Origin of the sequence: Brachybacterium equifaecis, assembly GCF_023509525.1 — a bacterium.
Classification (GTDB): domain Bacteria; phylum Actinomycetota; class Actinomycetes; order Actinomycetales; family Dermabacteraceae; genus Brachybacterium; species Brachybacterium equifaecis.
Genome location: NZ_JAKNCJ010000002.1, coordinates 644,149 through 670,253 on the forward strand (window position 1 = coordinate 644,149; position 26,105 = coordinate 670,253).

Sequence of the window (26,105 nt, forward strand, 5' to 3'; positions counted from 1 at the left end):
GGCGGCGATGTGGGATTCCTCGGCCGACGGCTCCGGCGTTCTGCCGCGACACATCGTTGATCTTTCCACTATGGTGGTCGGGCCTCACATCCCCACCGGAAGGACCCCCTCATGGCGACCGCCGCATCCCGCACCTCCGTCCCCCGCGACCTCGCGCTCCTGCTCGTGCGGATCGTCCTCGGCACGATCTTCCTCGCCCACGGCGCGCAGAAGATCTGGACCTGGGGCCTCGGCGCGACCTCCGAGGCGTTCGCCGGGATGGGCGTGCCGGTGCCGGAGCTCGCCGCCCCGGTCGTGGCGATCCTCGAGCTCGCCGGGGGCGCCGCCCTGATCCTCGGTCTGCTCACGCCCTGGGCGGCGCTGCTGCTGGCGATCGACATGCTGGTGGCCGCGGTGCTCGTGCACGCGCCGCACGGCGTGTTCGTCGACGCGGGCGGCTGGGAGCTCGTCGGCGCGCTCGGCGCGGGCGCCCTCGCGCTCGTCGCTGTCGGCGCGGGGCGGATCTCGCTGGACCACGCGCTCCTCGGCCGTCGCCGCGGGCGCCGTTCGGCCGCCTGAGGCGCCCGGACCGACGCGGACCGACGGACTATCCGTCGGCCCCGTCGGCCCTGCCGGTCATCCGTCCGACGGTGCGGTCGATCGCTGGTCCGACGAGCCGCCTGGCCGGCCCCCGCCGTCAGCCCTGCGCGGCCGCCATCCCCGCCGCGTATGCGGCCTGCCCGGCGTGCTGCGCGGCGTCGTCGATGATGCTGACGATCCGGACGCCACGCGTGACCGGGGGGTCCCACTCCTCGTCGACCACGTCCTCCAGGTCCTCGTCGCTGAGGGTGCGGATGTACTCCACGAGCGCGCCGGTCGCCTGCTGCACGTACTCGATCAGCAGATCGGGATCCTCGACGCGGATGCTGCGCGCCTGCTCGGCGTCCATGCCGTAGCCGATCCCGTCTCCCGCCTCGCCGAGATCGAAGCGCTCGCGCAGCCCGCTCGCGCGCCACACCTCCTCGCGGCCCGACATGCTCGCGACCTGCACGTCGATCTCGCGGCCGACGTGCCACAGCAGCCAGGCGATCGAGTTGTCGTGCCCGCCCGGATGGGCGTCCAGCAGCGCGGGGGTGAGCTGATCGCGCAGCTGCGCGATGGCCTCCGCGGGACGGGAGGCGGCGTCGGTGAGGATGTCGATGCTGTTCATGCCTCCACGCTACGCCGGGCCGGCTGAGGGCGTCCGAGCAGCCCGCCTGCGCTGCAGAGCAGAGCGCACGGTCGGGCTCACGGCGGCGCCCTCAGCCCTCAGCCCTCGCCCGCCTGCGCGGCCTCGCTCGCCTCGGACTCGGCGTCCCCGCGGGTCTCGCGCCCGCCCAGCCAGGCCAGGGCCCCGAGGGCGAGGATCGCGCCGGTCACGCCGAACGCCCAGCCGAAGCCGAGCCAGGCGGCGATCGCGCCGGTGAGGATGGGGCCGAGGATCGCTCCGGCGTCCTGCGACATCTGGAACGCGGCGAGCACCGCCCCTCCCGAGCGCTTCGCGCCGATGACGTCGGCCAGGACCACCTGCTGCGCGGGCGTCAGCATCCCGGCGCCGATCCCCGCGATCACCGACAGCGCGTACAGCACCAGCGGGCTGTCCGTCATGCCCATGGGGAGGGTGCCGACGGCGCCGATCAGCAGACCCGCGATCACGATCGGCCTGCGGCCCGCGCTCTCCACGAGGCGCCCGCCGGCCAGGAGGCCGAGGGCGTTCGCGCCCGCGAAGACGGTCAGGGCGATGCCGGTGGTGGCGGCCGGGACGTGCGGCAGAGCTCCGATGAACAGGGGGATCAGCGCCATGCGCGCCCCGAAGTTCGCCCACCCGTTCGCGAACCCGCCGATGATCGAGGCGCGGAAGGCCGAATCGGCCCAGGCCTCGCGCACGCGCATCGCCGGTCCGGGGCCCGGCGCGGGCGCAGCCGGGCCCGACGAGCCGGCGGCCGCGTCGGCCCCCTCGCCGCTCCAGGCGCTCTCCCCGGCGGCGCCCGCGGCTCCGACTCCCCGCGCGCTGCCCGGAGCGACGCCGTCGGCCCGGGCGAGGAAGAGCGCCACGAACCCTGCCGCGATCAGCAGCGAGACCGCGTAGATGAGAAACGGGGCGCGATAGCCGAGGCCGGCGAGCGCGGAGCCGAGCGCGGGCCCGCCGATGCTGCCCAGCAGGAACGCCGAGCCGTAGAGCGAGGAGGCGCGGCCGCGCGAGCGCGGCGGGGCCAGCCGCACCAGCAGCGTCATCGCGGACACGGAGAACAGCGTGGAGCCGATGCCGCCGAGCCCGCGCAGCACGAGCAGCTGCCCGTAGGACTGCGCGAACGCCGCCGCGCCCGTGGAGAGCGCCACGATCAGCAGGCCGGCGATGTACATCGGCCGCTCGCCGAAGCGGGTGATGAGGCGCCCGCCGGCGGGCGCGAACACCAGGCGCATGAACGCGAACGCGGAGACGACGGCGCTCGCGGCCGTCACCCCCACGTTGAAGCTCTGCGCGTAGCTCGGCAGCACCGGGGCGACGATCCCGAAGCCGACCGCGATCACGAAAGCCGCGATCACCAGCACGTGGATCTCGCGCGGGAGGCGGGGCCGCGGGGCCCTGGTCGAGCCCCGCAGAGCGGACGGGGATGCGCCGCTCACGGCTGCTCGCTCCCCTGCACGGCTCCCGCCGGGCCCGCAGCCCCGGGCCGCGAGCGCACGGGGACGATCGTGTACGGCAGGAAGACCTGGCACAGCGGTCCGATACCGATCGCGTACAGCACCGTGCCGATGCCGATCGGCCCGCCGAGCAGCCATCCGCTGAGCAGGACGGTTCCCTCCACCAGCAGTCGCGAGCGGCCGATGGGCCAGCCGAAGCGGCGGTTCAGTCCCGTCATGAGGCCGTCGCGGGGTCCTGGTCCGAGCTGCGCGCCGATGTAGATCGCGCTGGAGATCGCATTGACGAGGATCGCGCCGAGCATCAGCGAGATGCCGACGGCGAGGCCGTGGCTCGGCGAGATCTCCTCGGCGCCCGGCAGAACGGCCAGCGCGAGGTCAGCGGCGACGCCGACCCACACCGCGTTCAGCAGCGTGCCGATGCCGGGGTGCTGGCGCAGCGGGATCCACAGCAGCAGCACCACGAAGCTGATCGCGATCAGCACGGTGCCGACGGTGAAGGGAGTGCGGGCCGCGAGCGCCACATGGAAGACGTCCCACGGCGCCACCCCGAGACCGCCGCGGATGAGCATCGCGATGGAGACGCCGAATCCCGTCAGCCCGGTCATCAGCAGCACGAGCCGCAAGGGAAGGCGATCGATGCCCAGCTGCTCGCGCAGGGAAAGGTTCTCGAGGGCGCGGGAGCGGGCTGTGCCGGGCGCGGTCTCCGGCGGCAAGGGCTCGTGGTGCTCAGAGTGCTCAGGGTCGGGAAGCGGGGAGGGGACAGTCACCTGGCCATTGTGCCCGCCGGGCGCGGATCATCCCGCCGTCCGCGCCCCCGGACGCGGCGCTCGCCCGCGCCGGCACGCCGCCCGAGGCCCGCGGGGCCGGTGAGAGGATCGGCCGGGTGACCTCAGACGCGACCCCCACCGCCTCCTCCCCCGCCCCCGAGACCGACGGCACCCCCTCGGGCCCGGCGTTCGTCTCCTCGGAGGGCCCCTACGCCCCCGATGCGGCGGCCCTCGCGGATCCCGCCGATGACGCGCACCCTTCCGCTGCCGAAACCGGCGCGCCTGCCCCCGTCGGCCCCGCCGCCCACGGCGCTCCCGAGCCCGCCGGCCTGCACTCCCCCGCTGGCGACCCTGGCGCCGATCCCTTCACCCGCGCGGCCGACGCCCTGCAGTCCGACCGCCCCGCGAGCCCGGTGTGGGGCGATGAGCGCGAGGCCGTGACGGCCGCGCTGCGCTGGGCGGCGGCGTATGCGGTGCGCGGATCGGATCCGATGACGTCGGCCGGCAGCGCGCAGGAGCTCCAGGAGGCCGCCGGGGAGACGATCACCGGCGAGGGCATCGGGCACGAGCGGGCATTGGCCCTGTTCGAGTCGGTGCTGCTGCCCGCCACGCGCTCGGCTGATGACCCCATGAACCTCGCCTACATCCCGGCGGCGCCGACGCGCGCGGCCGTCGCCTTCGACACCGTCGTCAGCGCGGCGAACGTGTTCGGCGGGCTGTGGGAGTCGGGCGCCGGGGCGATCTTCGCGGAGAACCAGGTGCTCGCCTGGATCGCAGGGCTCCTCGGCTGGGACGAGACCGCGCGCGGCGTCTTCGTCGCGGGAGGCACCAGCGGCAACCTGTCGGCGCTGGCCACCGCCCGCGAGCGCGCCCGCGCCACGCGCGAGCGGCCCGCATCCGGCTGGGCCGTGGCCTGCGCGGCGACCGCCCACTCCTCGGTGGCCTCGGCCGCCCGCCTGCTCGACATGGACGTCGTCTCCGTCCCGGTCGACGACCGCGGTCACCTCACGGGCGCCGCCCTGGACGCGGCGATCGCGGAGCACCCGGGCATCGCGGCGGTCGTCTGCTCCGGCGGCACCACCAACGCCGGCATCGTCGACGACATCGCCTCCGTGGTGGATGTCGCGCAGTCCCACGGCATCTGGGTGCACGTCGACGGCGCCTACGGCGGCGCGGCGCTCGCCGCCCCCAGCGCGCGCGACCGCTTCGCCGGGATCGAGCGGGCCGACTCCTTCATCGTGGACCCGCACAAGTGGCTGTTCGCGCCCTACGACTGCTGCGCGCTGCTGTACCGCCAGCCGCAGTGGGCCGCGCGCACGCACGCCCAGCACGCCGCCTACCTCGACTCGATCGACCGCGGCGAGTCGAACCCCTCGGACCTCGCGGCGCACCTCTCGCGCCGCACCCGCGGCCTGCCGCTGTGGTACTCGCTCGCCACGCACGGCACCGCGAAGTACACCGAGGCCGTCGAGCGGGGCCTCTCCTCCGCACGCGAGGTCGCCGCCGCGATCGAGGGGATGGAACACCTCGAGCTGCTCCTCGAGCCGGAGCTGTCGGTCGTGGTGTTCCGCCGCCCCGGCTGGGACGAGCCCGCCTATCGCCGCTGGTCGCAGCGTCTCGCAGCCGAGGGCTCGATGCTCTGCGTGCCGACGCGCCTGCATGGGGAGATGGCCCTGCGCCTCGCCTTCGTGAACCCCGCGACCGATCCCGCCGCCGTGATCTCGCTGCTGGAGACGACGATGCTCAGGGCCGACGGCGCCTGACGGCGCGCCTCCTGGGCTGTCCGCCCGCAGCGCCGCCCGCCGCCTCCGCGGCGGGGTCCTCGGCCTCGGCCGCGGCGGCGTCCTCCTGGGCGAGCGCGTCGTTCCAGGCAGCGATCTCGCGCTCCAGGCTCTCCTGGTCCTCGGCCATGCCGAGCGCAGCCCAGCCGCCCCGCGACCGGTGGGCAGCGCGGACGGCGCGTCGCAGATCGCCCCGCTCGGCCAGCATCCGCGCATGGCGGTCCTCGAGGTAGGTGCCCCAGTAGCGGGCGCGCTCCTCGTGGCCGTCGGGCACGCGGCCGATGGCCTCCATCGCCTCCTGGCGGCGGCGGTCGTAGTCGTTCTCGCTGACCTCCGGGGCGCCGTCGCGCAGGCCGATCCCAGCGGCGAGCAGCGCGCCCACGCGCGCATCGACCTCGTGGTCCCAGCGCAGGGGCGCCCCGAGCTGGAGCGTCGCCTCCCCCGGGCCCGTGCGGCGGATGATCGCCCGGGCGGCCTGCTCGGCGGCACGCCGGTCTCCGCTCTCCAGCGCGTAGCGCAGCACGAGCGCGTTCGCGTTCAGCTCGTCGCGCACGTAGCGGTTGCGGTCGGCGGTGCTGACGAGGAGGTCGTCCGCCGCCCAGGCGGCGTCGGCCGCGGTGCGCCGCAGGTGCGCGAGCGCCGCGTCGGCCTCGCCCGTCTCCTGCGAGAGGAGGGCGAGCAGGCGCGAGGCCTCGAGAGAGGCCAGTCGGTCCCTCGCCTCGCGCGCGAGGCGCTGGGCCTCGAGCAGCGGCACCCGCGCCGCGTCGTAGCGCTGGGCGCGCACGCGCTGGGCGCCGACGGCGATGAGCGGGGCGATGCGGTGCGAGTCGCGGCGCAGGGAGCGCTGGAGCCCGAGGAGCCGGCCGGCGGTGAAGCTCGAGTGCTCCTCGAGCCCGGCCGCCATCAGGGCTTGCAGCAGCGCCGTCGCCAGACCCACCCGCAGCGGGGGATCGTCGACCTCGCTCACGCTCTCCAGCGCCAGCAGCCCGTGCTCCACCGCGGTGAGGGGATCGCTCTCCAGCAGCGAACGGCTGAGGATCGCGTGGGCGGTGGTGCGCACGCGCTCCGGATCGCGGTACCCGCCGGCGCGGGATTCGCGCTCGGCGATCAGCTCGAGCACGTCGAGCGCGAGGCCGAGGGCGTCGGCGCGCAGCCCCGCCCCCTCGCACAGCAGCGCGAGCCGCTCCGCGAGCAGGGGCGCCGGATCATCGATCAGCGCGGCCGAGACCTCCGGGACGGCGCGCACCGCCTCGCGCAGCCGCATCAGCTCGCGCCGGGGCGCAGCGGAGGGGTCCGGCGGGACTTCGATGCCTCCGACGACCGCCAGCAGCGCCGGGCACAGGGAGGGCTCGTTGCCGCGGCGCCGACCGCCGACGGAGCGGGCGGTCTCCGCGTGGGCGATCACGGACCGTGCGGGCGTCATGCCGGGTTCGCCGCCGCTCGCCGCCGTGCGCTCGCTCTCCTGGCGCAGTGCTCGGGCGCTGCGGCTGCGGGCGCGGGCATCCATCCGATCGCCGAGCACCTGGGCGCAGGCGCGGGCCTGATCGCCGAAACCGGCCGCGACCAGCGTCTCGACGATGCCGGCGAACGCCTCGGCGGTGGCAGCGGAATCCCCTGACCGCACGGCGAGCAGCGCGGCGGCGCGCTGCAGGGCCAAGCGCTCCTCGGGCGCTGCGTCGCGCCCATCCGAATGGCGCAGAACGTAGCGCGCCTCGGAGAAGCGCTCGGCGTGCACGAGGTCGCGCACGCGCTGAGCGGCGGCGGCCGTCGTGGCAGGGAAGGTAAGGGGGGTCTCGGGAGCGCGGAGCGCCTCGCGCAGGCGGTCCAGCGACGGCACCGGGCTCCCGCTGCCCGCCGTTGGTATCCGCGCGGGATCCACGGACGACGGGCCTGAGCTCATGGAGGAAAACCTACCAAGTCGGACGGCCCGGCACACCCCCTCGGAGAGCACCGGTCCCTACCGCCCGCCGCGTCGCGAGGGCGCCTGCACTCCGCCGAGACGCAGGGCAGCCTCGGCCGGCGGTCTCAGCTCCGCGAAGACCCCGCGCGCACGCCCCGCGACAGCGCTGCCGGCCACCAGACCCGGTCCCCGAGCGCGTAGGTGAGCGCCGGGACCAGCAGCGAGCGCACGATCAGCGTGTCCATCAGCACGCCGAGGGCGACGATGATCGCGAGCTGCAGCAGGAACTGGATGGGGATGACGGCAAGCGCGGCGAACGTCGCCGCGAGCACGACTCCGGCCGAGGTGATAACCCCGCCCGTCAGCCGCAGTCCCCGCAGCACCCCCTCTCGCGTGCCGTGGCGCAGGGACTCCTCGCGCACTCGGGTCATGAGGAAGATGTTGTAGTCGATCCCGAGCGCCACCAGGAACACGAACGCGTACAGCGGCACGGAGGGATCCGAGGCGCTCTGGCCGAGCAGCGGGAAGATCAGCGCGGAGACGCCGAGCGCCGTGCCGAAGCTGAGCACGGTCGTCGCCAGCAGCATCAGCGGGGCCAGGATCGAGCGCAGCAGCAGCGCGAGCATCACGGTGATGGCGGCGAGCACGATCGGGATGATGAGGGCGCGATCGGCCGCGGAGGTCTCGTTGGTGTCGAGGTCCACCGCGGTGGATCCGCCGACGATCGCTCCTTCGGGGCCGACGGCCGCGCGCAGGTCCTTCACGGTCTGCTCGGCCTCGAGGGAGTCCGCGGGCGCGGTGAGCGTCACCGAGTAGAGGATCTGCCCGTCGATGGCGGTCGGCTCGATACCGGCGAACGGTCCCTGCGCTGCCTGCGGGGCGACCTCGCCGTCCGGGCCGACGGGGATCGTGCCGGACGGGGAGTCCTGCGCGACCAGGGCGAGCCCGCTCTCGGCGTCCACGCCGTCCGTGCCGCTGATCGCCTCGGCGACCTCGGTGCGAGCGGTCTCCGGCGCGAGCACGTAGGTCGGGGTGCCCGAGCCGCCCGGGAAGTGGCGGTCGATCGCTGCTTGGCCGTCGCGCGCCTCGCTCGTACCGAGCACGAACTCGCTCTGCGGCACGCCGTCGGCGTTCAGCTGCACCAGACCGGCGCAGCCGGCGAGCAGCAGCAGGGTCACCGCGGCGGCGATCCGCTTGGGTGCGGCGGCGATCAGGCGGCCGAGCCGCGCCCAGATGCCGGTCGGCCGGGCCGAGGTCGCGGCGGGGGCGTCGGCGACACGCGGCGCCTTCGGCCAGAACGCCGCGCGCCCCACCAGCACGAGCAGCGCAGGCAGCAGGGTGAGGGAGGTGAGGATCGCGCAGAGGATCCCGATGGAGGCCACCGGGCCGAGCGCCGCGTTCGAGCCGAGCCCCGAGAGCATCAGGCACAGGAGGCCGACGATCACCGTGCCGCCGGAGGCGGCGATCGGCTCGAGCACGCCCTTCAGGGCCCGCCAGGCGGCGCGCGCCGGGGCGGGCTCCTCGCGCAGCGTCTCGCGGTACCGGGCGATGAACAGCAGCGAGTAGTCGGTCGCGGCGCCGATCACGAGGATGAACAGGATGCCCTGGACCTGGCCGTTGATGGTGACGAGGTCCGCGCGGGCGAGCGCCACGTTGATCAGCACCGCCGCGCACAGGGCGGTCATGGAGCTCAGGAGGACGAGCACCGGCAGGAGCGGCGAGCGGTACACGATCACGAGGATCACGAACACGGCCGCGAGCGCCACCAGCAGCAGGATCCCGTCGATCCCCGCGAAGGCCTCCTGCAGATCGGCGGTGAATCCGGCGGGGCCGGCCACCCACACGGCGAGGCCCTCCGGGAGGTCCTGGCCGAGCTGCCGGCGCAGCGACTCGACGGCGTCGCCGATCTCGGCATCCGCCGGGATCGTGACGATCAGCTGCGCCGCCTCGCCGTCCTCGGAGGGGATCGGCGGGGACGCCTGTGCGCCCGGGACGAGGTCCGGGGTGGATTCGCCGGCGGCCTGGAGGACGGCGAGGTCCTCCTCGGTGAGGCCGCCTGTGCGCTCGGCGAGGACGATCGCGGGGATCGCGTCGGAGCCGAGGAACTCCGGCAGGGCGTCCTGCACGGTGGTCGACTCGGCGCTGGCGGGCAGGAAGGAGGCGCGGTCATCGGAGGCCACCTCGCCGATCTTCCCGAAGCTCATGCCGCCGAAGGCGAACACCGCGAGCCAGACGAGGACCAGCACCGCCGGGATGATCAGACGCGCGAGCACCCCCGGCCGCTGAGCCGTGCCTGCCAGGTCCTTGCGGTGCGTCGGCGTCATCACCCCATGGTCGCACGGCCCGTCGGCCTCACCCCCGGCGCCGCCTGCGCTCGCGCAGGATGCCGACGATCCCGCCGCGCTCTCGCAGGGTGCGCCGCTGCGGGGCCGCGGTCGCGGCGGCGGGGGTCGCGGGGGCTGCGGTCGCGCCGCCGGCCGGAGCAGCCGCCCGGTCCTCGGGGACTGCGACCGCCTCGGTGCGCGGAGCCGCGGCGGGCCCGGCCGTCGCGGCCGCCTCGATCCCCCCGCCCGTCCCGTCGGCCGACTTCGCCTCGCGCCGCAGGCGGCGCTTCTCCCCCGGGCCCTCGGTGATCCGGTAGAGCACGGGCACCACCACGAGGGTCAGCAGAGTGGAGCTGACGAGGCCGCCGATCACGACGACCGCGAGGGGCTGGGCGATGAAGCCGCCGTTGCCGGTGAGACCGAGCGCCATCGGGATGAGGGCGAAGATCGTCGCGGCGGCGGTCATGAGGATCGGGCGGAGTCGCTTCGCGGCGCCCTGGTGGATCGCCTCGTCCAGGCCCATCCCGCGGCGGCGGTACTGGTTGACCAGGTCGATGAGCACGATCGCGTTGGTGACGACGATGCCCACCAGCATCAGCAGACCGATCATCGACGGCAGGCCGAGAGGCACCTGGGTGAGGATCAGCAGGCCGAAGGAGCCGATCGCCGCGAACGGGATCGACACGAGCAGCACGAGAGGCTGCACGAGGGACTTGAAGATCCACACCAGCAGCACGTACGTCAGCAGGATCGCGGCGAGCATGGCGATGCCGAGCTGGCCGAAGGTCTCGTCGATGTCGGCGGCGGTGCCGCCGATGCTCACCTGCACACCCTGCGGCAGGTCGGCGTCGTCGATCGCGGCGTTCGCCGCGGCGGTGGCCTGGCTGACGTCCTCGCTCGAGGGGGTCAGGGACACGGTGACGGTCTCGAGCCCGTCGCGCGTGGAGATCGAGGGGCGCGAGGCCTGCTCCTCGACGGCGGCGACGTCGGTCAGCGGGATCGTGCCCATGAGCCGCAGGTCCCGCAGCTGCTGGAGGGTGTCGACGCTCTCGCCGCGATCGACGTAGATGTCCAGCTCGGTGTCGTCCAGGGTGACCTGGCCGATCGCCCCCGGGTAGAGCTGCTGGGCGACCATGCCGATGACGGCCTCCTCCGTGAGCCCGCGCTGAGCGGCGGCCACGCGATCCACCGTCACGACGGCGGTGGGCTGGTCGGCCTGCAGATCGCTCACAGCCTTCTCCACGCCCGCGGGCAGCGGATCGAGCTGCGCGAGGATCGCGTCGCTCGCGGCCTGGCGGTCCGCGGCGGTCGGGCCGGTGATGAGGATGTCGACCGCGTTCGAGCCGGTGGGCGAGGCCGAAGCCGCGGCCTCGATCTCCCCGGGGTCCGGAAGCGCCTGGAGGGTGTCCACGAGAGTCGCCTGCAGGGCCTCCTGGTCGGCGTCGGGATCGGTGGTGATCGAGTACGAGATCTCGTTCTCGGCGCTCGCGCCGCCGAACCCGAAGGCCGAGCCGCCGATCGTGGTCTGCACGGTCTGGACGCCGTCGACGTCCATCAGGGCCTGCTCCGCGTCCGCCGCCTTCCGCGAGGACTGCTCGAGGCTCGTGCCGGCCGGGAGCTTCTGGGAGATCGAGGCCAGGTTCTGCCCGGAGTCGCCCAGGAAGTTGATCTGCATCAGCGGGAACAGCAGCACGGTGCCGGCGAGGATCGCGAGCGCGCCGACCACGGTCACGATGCGGCCCAGGCGGCGGTCCACGACGAAGCGCAGGATCGGGGCGTAGAGGCGGTGCAGCCAGCCCTTCTCCTCTCGCGCCTCCGCGTCGGAGCGGATCTGGGCCAGTCGCGCCTCGTCGCCGGACTCGGCCGCCTCGGCGGTCCCCTTGGGAGCCCGCAGGAACCAGTAGGCGAGCACGGGCACGATCGTGAGCGCCACCAGCAGCGAGCTCAGCATCGCGATCGCGACCGTCAGCGCGAACGGCCGGAACAGCTCGCCGGCCATGCCGGAGACGACCGCGATCGGCAGGAACACGACGACGGTCGCGAGGGTCGAGGCGGTGATCGCCCCGGCGACCTCGCCGACGGCGTCGAGGATCGCGCGCATGCGGGTCTTGCCGTAGGCGAGGTGGCGCATGATGTTCTCGATGACCACGATCGAGTCGTCGACCACGCGGCCGATCGAGATGGTCAGCGCCGCGAGGGTCAGCATGTTCAGCGTGTAGCCGGTGACGAGCATGCCGATGAAGGCGATCAGCAGCGAGGTCGGGATCGAGATCGCCGTGACGATCGTCGGCCGCACCCGGCGCAGGAACAGCAGGATCACGCCCACCGCCATCACCAGGCCCAGCAGGCCCTCCTCGGCGAGCGCCAGGATCGACTCCTGGATGAACGGGGCCTGGTCGAAGACGACCGCGGCCTCGGCGCCGCCGCCCACGCCGGGCAGCTGCGCGTCCAGCGCCTCCTCCACGCCCTTGGAGACGTCCACGACGTTGCCGTCGGCCGTCGCGGTCACCATGAGCACGAGGGACTCGCGCCCGTCGGTGCGGGAGATCGAGGTGGGGTCCTGGACGGTGCGCTCGACGGTCGCGACATCGCCGAGGGTGGTGACCGCGGCGGCCTGACCGGTCGCGCCCTGGCCGCTCGCACCCTGGCCTGCGCCGGCAGCGGGTGCGGAGTCCTCGTCCTGGCCCTCAGCGCTCGCGGCATCGCCCCCGTCGGCGGGCATGAGCACCATCGTCTGCAGGTCCTCGATGCTCGACAGCGAACGGCCGAGGACGACGTCGAGGGTGCGGTCCCCGTCGGTGATCTCGCCGCCGGGGAGGGAGAGCCCGTTCGCGTCCAGGGCGGTGGCGATGTCGCTCTCGGTGAGGCCTGCGTCGGCGAGCTTCTCGGCATCGGGGGTGATGCGCACGATCTGCTGGGGAGCGCCGATGACCTGCACCGAGGAGACGCCGTCCACGCGCTCGAGCTCGGGCACGACCGCGGCGTTCAGGCGGTCGGCGAGGTCAGCGGGGTCGAGGTCGGAGGAGACCGAGAGGATCACGGCGGGCAGATCCCCGGTGCCGCCCGCGATGACCTGCGGATCCGCATCCTCGGGGAGCTCGCCGTCGATGCGCGAGAGGGCGGCCTCGACCTGGTTGGAGGCGCGCGCGACGTCGGTGCCGTAGGTCAGCTCGATCGTCACCATCGAGACGTTCGCCTGGGAGGTCGAGGAGGTCTGCTCGACGTTCTCGAGCCCCTTCACGGCCTGCTCGACCTTGCCGCTGATCCGTTCGCGGACCTGCTCCGAGGAGGAGCCGGGGGCGGAGGTGATGACCTGGATCTGCGGGAGCTGCACCGAGGGGATGAGCTCCTGGCGCATCGTCGACATCGCGAAGGCGCCGAGGATCGACACCACGATGCAGACCAGCGCGATGAAGGCGCGGTTGTTCAGGCTGAGCTTGGCGAGGCCGTTCATGGGGCTCCTGGGACGGGGGCGTGCCCTCGCGCGAGGGCGATCGCGCGCACGGGGCGGAGGGGGCGGAGACCCTCACGGGCCGCCGCCCTGCCATTCCATCACGGTGCTCCGACGATCGGACCCTCCGAAGGTCGGGGATCGGTGGTGGGGCGGGTCACGGGCGCCCGGGCGCGCTGAGAGCCCTGGCACGATGATCCGGTGACCCCCTCCTCCCCCGCCCCGCCTCCGGCGACCTCCTCCGCTGCCGCCCGCCGCGCCGTCGATCGCGACATCCTGCGCCTGGCGATCCCCTCGCTCGGGGCGCTGATCGCCGAGCCGCTGTTCGTCATGGTCGACTCCGCGTTCATCGCGCGGGTCTCGACGACGGCGCTGGCGGGGCTCGGGCTCGCCTCGCTCGTCCTGACGACGGTCGTGGGGCTGTCGGTGTTCCTGGCGTACTCGACGACCGCCGCCGTCTCGCGGGCCGTCGGCGCCGGCCGCCTGCGGGAGGCCGTCGCCCGCGGGGTCGACGCGTCGTGGCTGGCGCTCGGGATCGGGGCGGCGTGCGCCGCGCTGCTCGTGCCCCTCGGCGCTCCGCTGCTCTCGCTGTTCGGCGCCGGGGCCGACGTCACCGCGCAGGCGCTGATCTACCTGCGCATCAGCGCCCTCGGGCTGCCGGCGATGCTGGCCGTCCAGGCGACCACCGGCCTCGTGCGCGGCCTGCAGGACGCGCGGCTCCCGCTGATCGTCGCGCTCGGCGGAGCCCTGCTGAACATCCCGCTGAACTACCTGCTGATCTTCGTGCTCGACCTCGGCATCGCCGGCTCCGCGATCGGCACGGTGATCAGCCAGTGGCTGATGGGGGCGGTGCTGCTGGGAGCGGTCGTGCGGTACGCCCGCGCCCATGAGGTGACCCTGCGGCCCCAGCTCGGCGCGGTCGCAGCGACCGGCCGAGAAGCGGTCCCGATGCTCGTGCGCACCCTCAGCCTGCGGATCGTCTCGATCGCGACCGTGCTGGTCGCTGCGCGGCTCGGCGAGGTGCAGCTGGCCGCGCACCAGCTGGCCACCACCGTGTTCATGGCGCTGTCCCTCGCGCTGGACGCTCTGGCGATCGCCGGGCAGGCGCTCACCGGGCGCTACCTCGGCGCCTCCGATACCGGCACCGTGCACGCGGTCACCGGGCGCCTCATGCGCTGGGGAGTGGGCGGGGGCGCTGCGGCCGGGCTGCTGCTGCTCGCGGCGAGCTACGTCGTGCCCTCGCTGTTCAGCCCGGATCCGGCGGTGCAGTCGAACCTCCAGGCGGCCCTGTGGGTGCTCGCGCTCGCCCAGCCGCTCGCGGGGTACGTGTTCGTGCTGGACGGCGTGCTGATGGGCGCGGGCGACGCGCCCTATCTCGCGCGCGCGGGGATGCTCACGGCCGCCGCGGTGATGCCGGGCGCGATCGCAGTCGGCCTGCTCCAGCCTGCAGGACCGCTCGGGCTCGCGGCGCTGTGGGCCGCGACGAACCTGCTGTTCATGCTCGCGCGGTCCGTGGCGCTCGGGCTGCGGGTGCGCGGGGACGCCTGGATGCGCGTCGGCGCCTGACTGCCCTGCTGCCCTCGGCCGCGCCCCGCTCCGCGCTCCCCGCTCCCCGCTCACCCGCTTCCCGCTCACCCGCTTCCCGCTCCGACGCACTTCGCCATCCCGGGTGTGCCGCCGGTCACTCTCAATGCATACTGTTCTCCACCCCTGCGGCGCCGCCCGGCGCCGCAGAACCAGCGGAAGGACCCCCATGCGCCGTCGCACCCTGACCACCGCCCTCGCCCTCGCCCTCCCCACCGCCGTCTTCGGCACGCCTGCCCTGGCGAAGAGCCCCTCGGGCTCGGGCACGCCCGCGGCACCCGCCGCCGCCAACTGGAGCGCTGATCGCACGCGCGCGCTGCGCGCCGCTCTGCCGGATCTGCGCGGTCGGCGCACCGCCGCCGGGGCCCGCGTCGCCGCGCAGCTCGACGAGGAGCGCCGCGTCGATGCGATCGGACTGGGCCGCGCGATCGACGGCTCGCAGTACTCCTGCGCCCCGACCGAGCTCAGCGCGTACGTCCGTCAGCAGACGAAGGGCTGGACCGACGAGGACTTCGAGATCCTCGACCAGCTCGCCGTCCTCGACTGGCCGACCTATCAGGCGCTCCTCTTCGAGCCCTCCGGATCCCAGTACTACGGCCGCAGCGGCGAGTACACCAAGGAGCTCGAGAAGACGTTCGGGAAGCTCCAGGGCTTCTGGGACCTCGACGGCAGCGACATCCATCTCGCCGCGATGCACGGCGCGGTCATCCAGGACGACGCGAAGATGGTCGCCACGCTGACCTTCGCGTTCGAGATCTCCGCAGCCGAGGCGCAGGAGATCGTCGACGCCGTGCAGGAGTACCTGCACCAGCCGAAGTTCGACGACGGCCGGAACCCGCTGTTCACGTTCAACGCATTCGCCTACTCCGACCGCACCGCCGGCCCCGGCGAGGGCCTCGGCGTCCCCGACAAGATCATCATGGGCGACGGCATCCTCGAGGGCATGGCCGCGATCGGACTGGGCGATGTGGCCCCGCGAGGCATCCTCGCCCACGAGTACGGCCACCAGCTCCAGTACCGCCTGGGCCTGTTCGACGACCACGCGCGCACCCCCGAGGCGACCCGCGAGACCGAGCTCGAGGCCGACGCCCTGGCCGGCTACTACCTCTCCCACCCCCGGGGCGAGCGCCTGCGCACCAAGCGCGTCGAGGCGTTCATCCGCGTGGACCACGAGGTCGGCGACTGCTCGTTCACCTCGAACGGCCACCACGGCACTCCGGACCAGCGCGCCGCGACCGGCCGCTGGGCCGACGGCCTGGCCAACGAGAAGGGCGCGAAGGGGCACATCCTGCCCGCTCGCACCGTGAGCGACGCCTTCCGCGCCGCCCTGCCGGCGATCGTGGCGCCCACGAACTGAATGAGCACGACGGCCCGGTCCGTCGGCGCCTGAACGAGTCGGCGCACTCACGTTCCACGGATGGAACGTGAGTGCGCCGACTGCAGTTCTGGTCGGCCTCAGCGCACCGCGCGCGCGGCCTCCACCAGGTTCGCGAGGCTCGCCTCGGTCTCCTCGTAGCCGCGAGTCTTCAGCCCGCAGTCCGGGTTCACCCACAGGCGGGCGCTGCCCACGCGCTCCTTCGCGGCCGCGAGGATCTCGGTGATCTCCTCCACGCTCGGCACGCGCGGGGAGTGGATGTCCCACACGCCCGGGCCGATGCCGCGGGCGAAGCGCTCGGGGTCCAGGGCTTCGAGGATCTCGCCGCGGGATCGGGCGGCCTCGATGCTCGTGACGTCCGCATTCAGCGCGTCGATCGCATCGATCACCTCGTTGAACTCCGAGTAGCACAGGTGGGTGTGGATCTGCGTGGCGTCGTCGGCCCCGGCGGTGGCGAGGCGGAAGGAGTCCACCGACCACTGCAGGTAGGCCTCGTGGGCGTCGGCGCGCAGCGGCAGCAGCTCGCGCAGGGCGGGCTCGTCGACCTGGATGATGCCGATGCCGGCGGCCTCGAGATCGGCGACCTCGTCGCGCAGGGCGAGCGCCACCTGGTTCGCGGTCTCGGCCAGGGGCTGGTCATCGCGCACGAACGACCACGCGAGGATCGTGACCGGGCCGGTGAGCATGCCCTTGACCGGCTTGCTCGTGAGCGACTGCGCGTAGGTCGACCAGGAGACGGTGATCGGCGCGGGCCGGGAGACGTCGCCGAAGAGGATCGAGGGGCGCGTGCAGCGCGAGCCGTAGGACTGCACCCAGCCGTTGCGCGTGACGGCGAAGCCGTCGAGGTTCTCCGCGAAGTACTGGACCATGTCGTTGCGCTCGGGCTCGCCGTGCACGAGGACGTCCAGGCCCAGCTTCTCCTGGAGGTCGATCACGCGGGCGATCTCGTCCTCCATGAGGTGGCGGTACTCGCCCTCGTCGATGCGGCCGGCGACGAGATCGGCGCGGGCCCGGCGCACCGCGGGGATCTGCGGGAACGATCCGATGGTGGTGGTCGGCAGGTCGGGCAGGCCGAGCGCCTCGCGCTGCGCGGCTTCGCGCTCGGCGACGGCGCTGCGCTCGAGATCGGCGGCGGTCAGCGCCGCGGCGCGCTCGCGCACGGCATCCCGGCGCACCCCGGAGAAGGTGCGGGGCACGGAGCGGGGGCCGTCGGCGTCCCCGGCGGTGACGCCGCCGGAGGCGAGGCGCACGACCTCGGCGACCTTCTCGTCGGCGAAGGCGAGGGTGGCGACGAGATCGCCGGGCAGATCGGGCTCGAGATCGACGGTGTGCGGGACGTGCTGCAGGGAGACGGAGGTGCCGACGCTGACGCGCTCCGGGTCCCCGCCCGCCTCGGCGACGCGCTCGCGCAGCACGGCGAGGCGCGCGGCAGCCGTCGGCAGCTCGGTGCGCCAGATGGAGCGGCCCTCCACGAGGCCCGCCACGATCTGCGTGCTGCCGACGCCTGCGAGCTGGGCGGCCGTCGGCAGATCACCGCGGGTGAGGTCGAGGTGGACGGCCTCGACGCCCGTGGCGAGCACGGCCGGGAGCAGGTCGCCGATGCCGCCGTAGGGCGTGGTCAGGAGGATCTGGGGGCGATCGGCGGCGGCTGCGAGGCGGCCGGCGGACTGCTTCAGCAGAGCTGCGAGCGCATCGGCGTCCACGCGCTGGTCGGCGGCGAGGGCCGGCTCGTCGAGCTGCACCCACGGGGCGCCGGCCTCGGCGAGCTGGGCGAGGATCTGCGCGTACACGGCGACTGCGTCGTCCAGTCGGTCCAGGGGGTCGAAGCCCTCCGGGGCGCCGTCCTCGGCCTTCGCGAGGAGCAGCAGGGTCAGGGGGCCGACGAGCACGGGCCGGGTGCCGGCGCCGTCCTCCAGGCTCTCGCGGTGCAGGTCGATGACCTGGGTCGATGCGAGGCGCAGGTCGGTGGCGGGGCCGATCTCGGGCACGAGGTAGTGGTAGTTCGTGTCGAACCACTTGGTCATCTCCAGCGGCTGCTGGGACTCGGTGCCGCGGGCGAGGGCGAAGAGGTCGTCGGCATCGAGCGCAGGGGCCTCGCCGAGGTCGGCGGCGAAGCGCGCGGGGACGATCCCGATCGCGAGGGCCGCGTCGAGCACCTGGTCGTAGAGCGAGAAGCTCTCGGGGATCGCGGCGGCGTCGCGCAGGCCGAGCTCGGCGAGGCGGGTGCGGGTCGCGCGGCGCAGATCGCGCACCCGCGCATCGAACTCGGCGCGGTCGATGCGGCCTGCCCAGTAGGCCTCCTCGGCCTTCTTCAGCTCGCGCTGCGGGCCGATGCGGGGGTAGCCGAGGATCGTCGCGGCGGGCAGCGGGGCGGGGGTGGTGGTCATGGGGACTCCTGGGGTGGTTGCGGAACGGCGGGACGGCAGCTTGTCCGGTGCCGGTCCGCGCGACAGAGCGGTGCACTGGAGGCGCCGGCGACGCTAGGGCCTCGCGTTCGTCGTCCACAATGTCCATGACGCTCTGTGGCGCGCGGTGTCGTCTCGATGCGCCTGTACGCTCGGCGCATGAGCGAGACCGCCTTCGCGCCTGATTCCGCCTCGACCCCGCACGGATCGGGCCGTGAGCCAGTCCGTTCCCTGACGGTGATCATCCCCGTCAAGAACGCGTCGCACCTCATCGATCCGCAGCTCGATGCGCTCGCACATCAGGACTACTCGGGGCCGTGGTCGCTGATGATCGTGGACAACGGCTCGACCGACGATCTCGTGGCGAAGGTTGCAGAACTCGCGCAGTCGTTCCCTGTCCCGATCCGGATCTTGCCTGCGCACGAGCGGGCAGGGCAGTCCTTCGCTCGCAACAAGGGCGCCCTCCACGCCGAGACCGAGGGACTCGCATTCTGCGACGCAGATGATGTGGTCGGGCGGGGATGGCTCGCGGCCCATGCGGCTGCACTCACCGAAGTCGACACATCCTTCGGCGGAATCGCGCCTTTCACATCCGACGAAGCTCCGTCGGGCGATCCGGCGGCCATCGATCCGCCAGGTTTCACGCCCTCGTCCGAAGGGGCCCTTCCGAGCCTTCCCGGATGCAATTTCGCCGTCCGCCGTTCCGCATTCCTCTCCGTGGGCGGGTTCGACGAGACCTACGCCGGCGGCGCAGAGGATGGGGACCTCGGATGGAGGCTGCATCGCGCCGGCTTCACCTCGCAGCACACTCCCGCCGCGTGGATTCACTACCGCATGCGTCCGGGCTCCAAGGCCCTCTACCGGCAGCAGATGCACTACTCGCAGATGACGCGCCTGCACCACCTCCGTTTCGCCGAGATCGTTCCGCCGGATGGCGGCTGGATCGACCTAGCCCTCGGCACGGGCAAAGCTCTCGGCCGTTTCGCACTGTCCACTGCGCGACGACGCCCCGCCACGAGGCGCCTCATGAACGACCTCGGCTGGCGCACCGGCCATCTGCGCGCTCTCCTCGCCTATCGCGGCGGGCGGCTCCCCGCGCGCCAGCTGATCGACGACCCCGCGACATGCGGAAGCTCCATTGCATCCCCCCGGCCCGTCGGCGGTACTCGCGCCGTCATGCTCAGCGCCTATTTCCCTCCGACGGCCGGAGGCGTGGAGTCCGTCGGCGCGTTCCTGTGCGACTTCCTGGGCAGGAGCGGGCTCTCGGTTACCGTCCTGACGACGACGCAGCAGCAGATGCCCGACGAGGCGTCCCTGCCCTACCGAATCCTTCGCGCTCCTTCCGCCGCCCAGCGCTGGAGGGCCATCCGCGGCGCCGATGTCGTGATCTTCAATTCCCCGATGCTCGGCTGGGCACCGATGGTGCCTCTGCTGCGCAAGCCGACGCTCACGATCATCCACGGATGGATCCGCGACCCGGAAGGCCCACGCCTCCAGGGCATAGCCCCGGGCCTCACAGGCAAGTTCCAGCGCACGAAGCTCGAAGTCGGTGACCGTCTGCGGGAGCAGCTCTGGCGCAGCGGGACACGAGTTGTCAGTGTGAGTCGAGATGCGGCAGAGCACACGGGCGCTGACGCAACTGTCATCCACAACAGCTATCGCAGCGATATCTTCCACGAAACGACCCTTCCAGCCCAGCGCCCCGTCGGCAGTATCGTTTTCGTCGGCCGGTTGGTTCGCGGCAAGGGAGCGGAGGTGCTCCTGGACGCACTGGCGCTGGCTCGGCGCGAGCTCCCGGACCTGCAGGCCGTGATCGTCGGCGACGGCGCTCAGCGCGCGAGCCTTGAGCAGCAGGCCGCTGATCTCGGCCTCGGAGAGCACGTCCGATTCACAGGGGAGCTCAGCCCCGACAAGGTGAACGAAGCCCTCAATGATTCGCGGATCGCAGTCGTTCCATCGACGTTGAACGAGGCTTTCGGGGTCGTCGCCATTGAGGCACAGGCTGCAGGCTGCGCTGTCATCGCGGCAGACGCACCGGGGCTTCGTGAGGCTGTAGGTGAAGGCGGCGTCCTCGTATGGCAAGGCGACGCATCCGCTCTCGCAGCAGAGATCGTCCGAGTCTCCCGCGATACGGATCTGTGGGCCTCCCTTGTCGAGGCTTCGCGCGCGGGCGCCCGAGCGCATCGTCCAGAAGTCCTGCTCCCGCGCTACCTCGAGATCATCGAGGAACTCGCTAGGCGCTGACCGCCCAGCCCCCGAGATCGAGCGCCTCGAGCACATCGAGGGCGTCGGCGTGCCGGTTGAAGGTGAACAGGTGCAGGCCGGGGGCGCCCGCATCGAGCGAGCGGCGCACGAGGTCGACGGTGAAGCGCACGCCGATCCGGCGGCGCTCGGAGTCGTCGCGCGCGATCTCGAGCGCGTGCAGGAGGTCGCGCGGGGCAGGGACGCCGCTGAGCTCGGCGAGCCTCACGAGACGCGCCGGATCGGTGGCGGGCATGACCCCGGGGATGATCGGCATCTGGATCCCTGCGGAGCGAGCGCGCCGCACGAGCTGTGCGTAGACCTCCGGGTCGAAGAACACCTGGGTGATCGCGAAGTCGGCCCCGGCGCGCTCCTTCGCGACGAGCACCTCGAGGTCGTGCTGGGCGGTCGCGGACTCGGGATGGCGGTGCGGGTAGGCCGCGACGCCGACGCTCACGCGCCCTGCCGCGAGCAGCGCGGTGCGCTCGCGCTCGACCTGGCGGATGAGCTCCACGAGCGGGCGCGCGAAGGGGATCTCGTCGTCATCGAGGCTGTGGCCCTCGGGCTGGTCGCCGCGCAGGGCGAGGATCCCGCGCACGCCGCGGTCCAGCAGCGCGCGCACCACGAGGCTGAGCTCCTCGCGGGTGGTGCCGATCGAGGTCAGGTGCACGAGCGGGCGCAGAGAGGTCTCGGCGAGCAGGTGGTCGACGACGTCGAGCACGCGGCCGAAGTTCTGCTGCCCGGCGCGGCTGGTGACCGAGACGTAGTCGGGGGCGGTCGCCTCGAGCTGGGCGATGGTCTCGCGCAGGCGGTCGAAGGACGTGTCCGAGCGGGCGGGGAAGAGCTCGTAGCTGAGGGCTGGGCGGCGGCGCTGCACAGCGGGGCGGGTCAGCTCGGCAAGCGTTGAGTTTCCGGACATGCCAGGGAACCTAGGGTCCCCCGGCGGCGGGAGCGCGATCCGGTGTCGCTCTATGAACGTGCAGTGCGCTCCCGCAGCGCGCGGACTCCCGAGACCACAAGACCGAGGGCGAGCGCGGCCAGCGGGGCGAGCAGGCTCATCGAGCCCTCCCACGCGACGTGCGCCTCACGGGCGCCGAATCCGAGGAATCCGCCGGTGCCGGCCTGGATGACCAGCGACGAGCGGGTGACCTGCACGATCAGCGCGGCGAGGATGACGCAGCCGAGCGGCAGCACCACCGCCTCCCCCGGCTCTCGGATCCGGCCCGCGGGCCGAGGTGCGCTCGCCAGCGCCACCAGCGCGGCGAGAAGGCCGACGCCGAGCGCCCACAGCGGCCAACCGAGGACGGTCAGCCCCAGCCGGTGCTCGCCCACCAGGGATCCGAGCAGTCGCGCGAGGTCTCCGGTCGCTTCGAGGCGCCCGCGCAGCCCGATCAGCGCGAGCAGAAGCGGCACGGCGAGCGCCATCGGGGCGAGCGCACGCAGGCGCACCGCGGGCCCGGTGCCGAGGCGCGGCGCGCTCAGCCGGCCCCAGGCGAGAGCGATCGTGGTCAGGGTCGTCAGCCCCATCGCCGCGTCGAGATCCCCGGCGTGCAGGCGGGGAGGGAACTGGTCGCCCACCGGGATCCGGGCGGCCGTGAAGAACGCGAGGAGGGCGGCGATCGCTCCGAGCAGCAGCCCCGCGAGCAGGGAGGAGGCCACCACGGCGCCGGCGACCGCGGCGCGGCTGCGCGCATCATCGGGGGCGAGCAGCCCTCCGTGCCAGCGCTTCTGCGCCTCGCGGCCGCCGACGAAGGCAGCGATCGCGAGAGCCGCCAGCACGGGAAGAGGCACCGCCGCGAGCTCGAGCACCACCGGCGGATCGTCGAGGCTCTTCAAGCGCAGGGTGCCGCCGCCGGCCATCGCGATCAGCTGGAAGGGCGCGCGCCAGGAGATCGCCGCGAGCACCTCCCCCGGGCTCGGGAGACCGAACCAGCCGAGCACGCGCGCGAGCACCCCGCCGCCGTCGGCCCCTGCCCCGGAGCCCGGGACGAGCAGCGCCAGCGCACCCGCGCAGAGCGCCCCCGTCAGCCACGCCGCGGCGTAGGCGATCGCAGCCGCTGCGAGGGTCGGCAGCGGGTTCAGGGAGCGGACCTGGCGGCCGAGCGCGGCCGCGGTCGCTGCTGCTTCTGTCGCCGCCGCGGCCCTCATGGGACCAGCCCCGGGGCCGGCCCCGTCGGCCCTCACGATCCGAGCCCTTCGGCTTTCTCCCGCTGGCGGTCCACGATGCTCACGGCGAGCGCCGCGAGGGTGAGCGCCATGATCACCACCAGCGTGATCACGAAGGCCTCGCGGTAGGCGGTGCCGCCCTCGGTGAGGGAGAACAGGATGCCGGGGATGAGCGCGGTGCCGACGGCGGCGCCGATGCGCTGCCCGAGGGACATCACGCCGCCCGCGACCCCGCCGAAGCGGGGGTCGACTGCCTGCAGCGTGAGGGTCTGGTTCGGGGAGACGGTCATGCCCTGGCTGAGGCCGATCAGCATCAGCGGCAGCGACAGCAGCCAGTACGTCGCGCCGTTCTCGACCGGGCCCGCGAGCAGCGCCGTGAGGGCGAGCCCGGCGAGGGCGGTGAGGAAGCCGGCGATCACGAGGCGCCGGCCGAGGCGCAGCACGTAGCGCCCGCCGAGCTGGCTGGAGATCATCGCCGCGACCGACGAGGGCAGGCCGATGATCGAGGCCTCGAAGGGCGTGTGGCCGAGATGGGCCTGGAGGTACAGCGGCACGATGATCCAGATGCTCGTGGCGCCGAGGAAGTACACCGAGACGATCAGGATCCCGTTGCGGAAGGGCACGTTGCGGAAGATCGCGGGATCGACCATCGGGGGGCGCCCGGCGTCCCGGTAGCGGCTCTCCCAGGCGACCCACCCGAACAGCACGCCGAGGCCCACCGGGAGCGAGAGCCACATCAGCGCGGAGACGCCGCGCTCGAGGAACGGCAGCATGACCAGCAGGATCGCCGCGCCCAGCAGGATCGTGCCGACGGGGTCGAGGTCGGCCTTCTCGCGGCGGGAGGGCGCGCGGTCGTCGGGGATCCAGGCGCGCGCGAGCACGATGGCGAGGATGCCGATCGGCACGTTCGCGAGGAAGATCCAGCGCCAGCCGGCCTCCTCGCCGAGCAGCTGGATCAGCAGCCCTCCGAGCACCGGGCCGATGGCGGTCGCGACGGCCACCGTGGTGCCGAAGGAGGCGAAGGCCCGCGCCCGGGCCTGGCCGCGGAAGTGCTGCTGGATCAGACCGATGGACTGCGGGTTCAGCAGCCCGGAGCCGATGCCCTGCAGGATGCGCGCCGCGTTCAGCACCGGCACGCTCGGGGCGAGGCCGGCGAGCAGGGATCCGATCGTGAACACGGCGATGCCGATGATGAGCATGCGCCGGCGCCCGGTGGCATCGCCGATGCGGCCCGCGGGCACGAGCAGGATCGCGAAGGCGAGCGCGTAGCCCGAGAGGATCCACTGCAGGCCGCCAGAGCTCGCATGCAGGGAGTGGCCGATCGGGGTCAGCGCCACGTTGATGACCGACACCGCCACCAGCGCCATGAACAGGGGCAGCAGCAGCACGACCAGCAGGCGCCTGGGCCGCAGAGGGGCGTCCTTCACGTCACGGGTGCTCACCCGCGGAGTCTATGCCCGTGGGGCGACGATCGCCGGGCTCACCTGCGCCGCTCGGCAGGGCGGCGCGGGGTGGAATCGGTCAAACCCCCGGGCCCTGCACTGCCCGGGCCCGGCCTGCCGACGTAGTCTCGGAGCATGTTCCGCTCCCGGCGCGCCGATCGACCCGGCGCCAGCCCCGCCTCGCCCCTCGGCGGCGCGCTCGCACAGGCGCCGCGCGCTCCGCAGTTCGGCATCGCGCCCCCTGCGCCGTCGGGGCCGACCGCGCCGCGGGCATCCTCCTTCGGCGTCTCCTCCCTGCTGGGCGAGGACCGGGCCGTGCGCTCGGTGCTCGTGGTGTGCACGGGGAACGTGTGCCGCTCGCCGTTCGGCGAGCGCCTGCTGCAGGCCCTCGCCCCGGGAGCGGCCGTGGAGAGCATGGGCACCCACGCGATGGTCGGCGCGCCGATGGATTCCCTGATGGCGGCGGAGCTGCAGGCCCGCGGCGGCTCTGCGACGGGATTCCGCTCGCGCCAGCTGGGGCCGGAGATGCCGTCAGCAGACCTGATCCTCGTGATGAGCCGCCGCCAGCGGCAGTACCTGCTGGAGGAGCACCCCGGGGCGATGCGCCGCGTGGGACTGCTGGGCGATGCCGCGAGCCTCGCCGCCCTCGTGCCGCCGGGTGAGACGCTGCGCCGCTCGCACGTCGCGCAGTGGGCCCGCCAGGCCGTCCCGGCCGACGCCGAGATCGCCGACCCCTACAAGCGCGGCGCCGCCGCCGCGGCGACCGCCGCCGCCCAGCTCGAGGAGAACGTGCGGCGCCTCGCCGCAGCGCTCTCCCCCGCTTCCCCCTCCCACTCCGACTCCCCCCGCCAGGAGCCCTCCGCATGAGCCCCCTCGTCGCCGCCTCGATCCTGCTGTCGATCACCCTGCTGGTGAGCGGACTGGCAAAGGCCGGGGGCCGCGAGGCCCGCGAGCGCACCCAGGATGCGATGCGCTCCCTGCGCCTGCCCGCCCGCTCGCTGCATCCGCTCGCTGCGGCGGCGGTGCCGATCGCGGAGATCGCGGCCGCCCTCGCCCTGTGGATCCCGTGGGTGCCGCTCCAGATCGTGCTCTCCGCAGCGATCCTCGCGCTGATGCTCGCGTACCTCGTGATCATCGCCCGCGCGCTGACGTTCCCGGAGGCCGTGACCTGCTCGTGCTTCGGCACGCTCGGCTCGCCGACGGTCTCGCGCACGACGTTGCTGCGGAACATCCTGCTCACCGTGCTCGGCGTGATCGGCCTGGCCGCCGCCGCTCGCGGGGACCTCGCCGCCGCCGTCACCGCCCACACGGGCGCGTGGATCCTGTGGGTGCTCGCCCTCGTCGCGGCGACCGTGCTGACGGCCCTCGCGCTCGGCGGGACGCGGGCCGAGGCGGCGCCGGCAGACGAGCGGACCGCGGGCGCGGCCGCGGGCTCTGTTCGCACGCACGAGGCGGACGGCATCGCTGATGCCACCGATGACGACGAGCTCGAGTACGAGCGCGAGGAGATCCCCTTCGGCATGCTCGTGGAGCGCGTCGACGGCGAGGAGCGCTACGTGAGCGTGCGCGAGACCCTCAGCCGCGCCGCGCAGCTCATGGTGTGGGTGACCCCCGGCTGCGGTCCCTGCGAGCGCACGGTCGATCAGATGCGGGGGTGGAGCGAGCGGCTCGCCCCGCACGTGCAGCTGCGCGCGATGCTCCGCCAGCCCTTCGACACCTTCTCCGAGGAGTTCCTGGAGCGCACGGGCGAGCACGCGAGCGTGGACGTCGAGATGAACATCGCGACCTCCCTGCGCTCCGCCGGCGCACCGGCGGCGATGCTGCTGGGGGCCGACGGGCTCACCGCCGGCGGCCCCGTGTTCGGTGGGCCTGCGGTCGCCGAGTTCGTGGAGCAGGTGATCGCCCAGATCGAGGAGGCTGAGCTGCCCGAGGACGGCAGGGAGACCGCGAAGACTGGGGAGCCCGGGGAGAACGAGGGCGTGGCGGAGACTTCGGGCCTCTGACC

17 protein-coding genes are annotated in these 26,105 nt (G+C 73.5%); 7 read left to right on the forward strand and 10 right to left on the reverse strand.

Going from position 1 to position 26,105, the window contains the following annotated elements; translation table 11 throughout:
• The first annotated feature begins 111 nt into the window (after positions 1 to 111).
• Entirely contained in the window at positions 112 to 558 is a 447-nt protein-coding gene (locus Bequi_RS07380) for a DoxX family protein (RefSeq protein ID WP_249737297.1), read from the forward strand.
• Between the two features lie 118 nt (positions 559 to 676).
• Here Bequi_RS07380 and Bequi_RS07385 read toward each other — a convergent pair whose 3' ends face one another.
• The 3 genes from Bequi_RS07385 to yczE all read right to left on the reverse strand — a co-directional run bounded on the left by Bequi_RS07385 (position 677) and on the right by yczE (position 3,431).
• Complete coding sequence (locus Bequi_RS07385; protein ID WP_249737298.1) at positions 677 to 1,189, reverse strand: mycothiol transferase; 513 nt, start codon at positions 1,187 to 1,189, stop codon at positions 677 to 679.
• Between the two features lie 98 nt (positions 1,190 to 1,287).
• Positions 1,288 to 2,646: an MFS transporter gene (locus Bequi_RS07390; RefSeq protein ID WP_249737299.1), complete on the reverse strand. Its 1,359-nt coding sequence runs from the start codon at positions 2,644 to 2,646 to the stop codon at positions 1,288 to 1,290.
• Positions 2,643 to 3,431: a membrane protein YczE gene (yczE, locus tag Bequi_RS07395; protein ID WP_249737300.1), complete on the reverse strand. Its 789-nt coding sequence runs from the start codon at positions 3,429 to 3,431 to the stop codon at positions 2,643 to 2,645. The genes Bequi_RS07390 and yczE overlap by 4 nt, the downstream gene beginning before the upstream one ends.
• A 116-nt stretch (positions 3,432 to 3,547) precedes the next feature.
• Between yczE and Bequi_RS07400 the strand changes: the two genes are divergently transcribed.
• Entirely contained in the window at positions 3,548 to 5,194 is a 1,647-nt protein-coding gene (locus tag Bequi_RS07400; RefSeq protein ID WP_249737301.1) for a pyridoxal phosphate-dependent decarboxylase family protein, read from the forward strand.
• Here the strand turns inward: Bequi_RS07400 and Bequi_RS07405 are convergent.
• From Bequi_RS07405 to Bequi_RS07415, 3 genes are all read right to left on the reverse strand, one after another.
• Entirely contained in the window at positions 5,175 to 7,112 is a 1,938-nt protein-coding gene (locus tag Bequi_RS07405) for a hypothetical protein (protein WP_249737302.1), read from the reverse strand. The genes Bequi_RS07400 and Bequi_RS07405 overlap by 20 nt on opposite strands.
• Before the next feature lie 125 nt (positions 7,113 to 7,237).
• Positions 7,238 to 9,436: an MMPL family transporter gene (locus Bequi_RS07410; protein WP_249737303.1), complete on the reverse strand. Its 2,199-nt coding sequence runs from the start codon at positions 9,434 to 9,436 to the stop codon at positions 7,238 to 7,240.
• A 28-nt stretch (positions 9,437 to 9,464) separates the two neighbouring features.
• Positions 9,465 to 12,890 (reverse strand): efflux RND transporter permease subunit, encoded by a 3,426-nt coding sequence (locus tag Bequi_RS07415; protein WP_249737304.1) that lies wholly within the window; start codon positions 12,888 to 12,890, stop codon positions 9,465 to 9,467.
• Positions 12,891 to 13,088: 198 nt separating this feature from the next.
• Here Bequi_RS07415 and Bequi_RS07420 point away from each other — a divergent pair, with 198 nt between their 5' ends.
• Entirely contained in the window at positions 13,089 to 14,453 is a 1,365-nt protein-coding gene (locus Bequi_RS07420; protein WP_249737305.1) for an MATE family efflux transporter, read from the forward strand.
• Positions 14,454 to 14,640: 187 nt separating this feature from the next.
• A complete protein-coding gene (locus Bequi_RS07425; protein WP_249737306.1) occupies positions 14,641 to 15,828 on the forward strand; it encodes a neutral zinc metallopeptidase in 1,188 nt (395 codons plus the stop codon).
• A 98-nt stretch (positions 15,829 to 15,926) separates the two neighbouring features.
• Here Bequi_RS07425 and metE read toward each other — a convergent pair whose 3' ends face one another.
• A complete protein-coding gene (metE, locus tag Bequi_RS07430; protein ID WP_249737307.1) occupies positions 15,927 to 18,233 on the reverse strand; it encodes a 5-methyltetrahydropteroyltriglutamate--homocysteine S-methyltransferase in 2,307 nt (768 codons plus the stop codon).
• A 177-nt stretch (positions 18,234 to 18,410) separates the two neighbouring features.
• Here metE and Bequi_RS07435 point away from each other — a divergent pair, with 177 nt between their 5' ends.
• Positions 18,411 to 20,495: a glycosyltransferase gene (locus tag Bequi_RS07435; RefSeq protein WP_249737308.1), complete on the forward strand. Its 2,085-nt coding sequence runs from the start codon at positions 18,411 to 18,413 to the stop codon at positions 20,493 to 20,495.
• Here Bequi_RS07435 and Bequi_RS07440 read toward each other — a convergent pair.
• Genes Bequi_RS07440 through Bequi_RS07450 form a run of 3 tightly spaced genes read right to left on the reverse strand, consistent with a single transcriptional unit; the run spans position 20,485 to position 24,100 of the window.
• Positions 20,485 to 21,411: a methylenetetrahydrofolate reductase gene (locus tag Bequi_RS07440; RefSeq protein ID WP_249737309.1), complete on the reverse strand. Its 927-nt coding sequence runs from the start codon at positions 21,409 to 21,411 to the stop codon at positions 20,485 to 20,487. The genes Bequi_RS07435 and Bequi_RS07440 overlap by 11 nt on opposite strands.
• A gap of 50 nt (positions 21,412 to 21,461) precedes the next feature.
• Entirely contained in the window at positions 21,462 to 22,640 is a 1,179-nt protein-coding gene (locus Bequi_RS07445) for a hypothetical protein (RefSeq protein WP_249737310.1), read from the reverse strand.
• 32 nt (positions 22,641 to 22,672) lie between these two features.
• Positions 22,673 to 24,100: an MFS transporter gene (locus Bequi_RS07450; RefSeq protein ID WP_347271978.1), complete on the reverse strand. Its 1,428-nt coding sequence runs from the start codon at positions 24,098 to 24,100 to the stop codon at positions 22,673 to 22,675.
• Between the two features lie 135 nt (positions 24,101 to 24,235).
• Between Bequi_RS07450 and Bequi_RS07455 the strand changes: the two genes are divergently transcribed.
• Together Bequi_RS07455 and Bequi_RS07460 are read left to right on the forward strand one after the other, a co-directional pair.
• Positions 24,236 to 24,967 carry an arsenate reductase/protein-tyrosine-phosphatase family protein gene (locus tag Bequi_RS07455; protein WP_249737311.1) on the forward strand — a complete coding sequence of 244 codons (732 nt, stop codon included), beginning with the start codon at positions 24,236 to 24,238 and terminating at the stop codon, positions 24,965 to 24,967.
• Positions 24,964 to 26,103: a MauE/DoxX family redox-associated membrane protein gene (locus Bequi_RS07460; RefSeq protein ID WP_249737312.1), complete on the forward strand. Its 1,140-nt coding sequence runs from the start codon at positions 24,964 to 24,966 to the stop codon at positions 26,101 to 26,103. Before Bequi_RS07455 ends, Bequi_RS07460 begins: the two co-directional genes overlap by 4 nt.
• Positions 26,104 to 26,105: the final 2 nt, after the last annotated feature.

Excerpts from the sequence above, each read along its gene's own strand:
- Bequi_RS07445 (WP_249737310.1), bottom strand. The coding sequence starts at position 22,640 with ATGAGGGCCGCGGCGGCGACAGAAGCAGCAGCGACCGCGGCCGCGCTC.
- Bequi_RS07460 (WP_249737312.1), top strand. The coding sequence starts at position 24,964 with ATGAGCCCCCTCGTCGCCGCCTCGATCCTGCTGTCGATCACCCTGCTG.
- Bequi_RS07380 (WP_249737297.1), top strand. The coding sequence starts at position 112 with ATGGCGACCGCCGCATCCCGCACCTCCGTCCCCCGCGACCTCGCGCTC.
- Bequi_RS07415 (WP_249737304.1), bottom strand. The coding sequence starts at position 12,890 with ATGAACGGCCTCGCCAAGCTCAGCCTGAACAACCGCGCCTTCATCGCG.
- Bequi_RS07435 (WP_249737308.1), top strand. The coding sequence starts at position 18,411 with ATGAGCGAGACCGCCTTCGCGCCTGATTCCGCCTCGACCCCGCACGGA.
- Bequi_RS07455 (WP_249737311.1), top strand. The coding sequence starts at position 24,236 with ATGTTCCGCTCCCGGCGCGCCGATCGACCCGGCGCCAGCCCCGCCTCG.
- Bequi_RS07440 (WP_249737309.1), bottom strand. The coding sequence starts at position 21,411 with ATGTCCGGAAACTCAACGCTTGCCGAGCTGACCCGCCCCGCTGTGCAG.
- Bequi_RS07385 (WP_249737298.1), bottom strand. The coding sequence starts at position 1,189 with ATGAACAGCATCGACATCCTCACCGACGCCGCCTCCCGTCCCGCGGAG.
- metE (WP_249737307.1), bottom strand. The coding sequence starts at position 18,233 with ATGACCACCACCCCCGCCCCGCTGCCCGCCGCGACGATCCTCGGCTAC.
- Bequi_RS07410 (WP_249737303.1), bottom strand. The coding sequence starts at position 9,436 with ATGACGCCGACGCACCGCAAGGACCTGGCAGGCACGGCTCAGCGGCCG.
- Bequi_RS07405 (WP_249737302.1), bottom strand. The coding sequence starts at position 7,112 with ATGAGCTCAGGCCCGTCGTCCGTGGATCCCGCGCGGATACCAACGGCG.
- Bequi_RS07425 (WP_249737306.1), top strand. The coding sequence starts at position 14,641 with ATGCGCCGTCGCACCCTGACCACCGCCCTCGCCCTCGCCCTCCCCACC.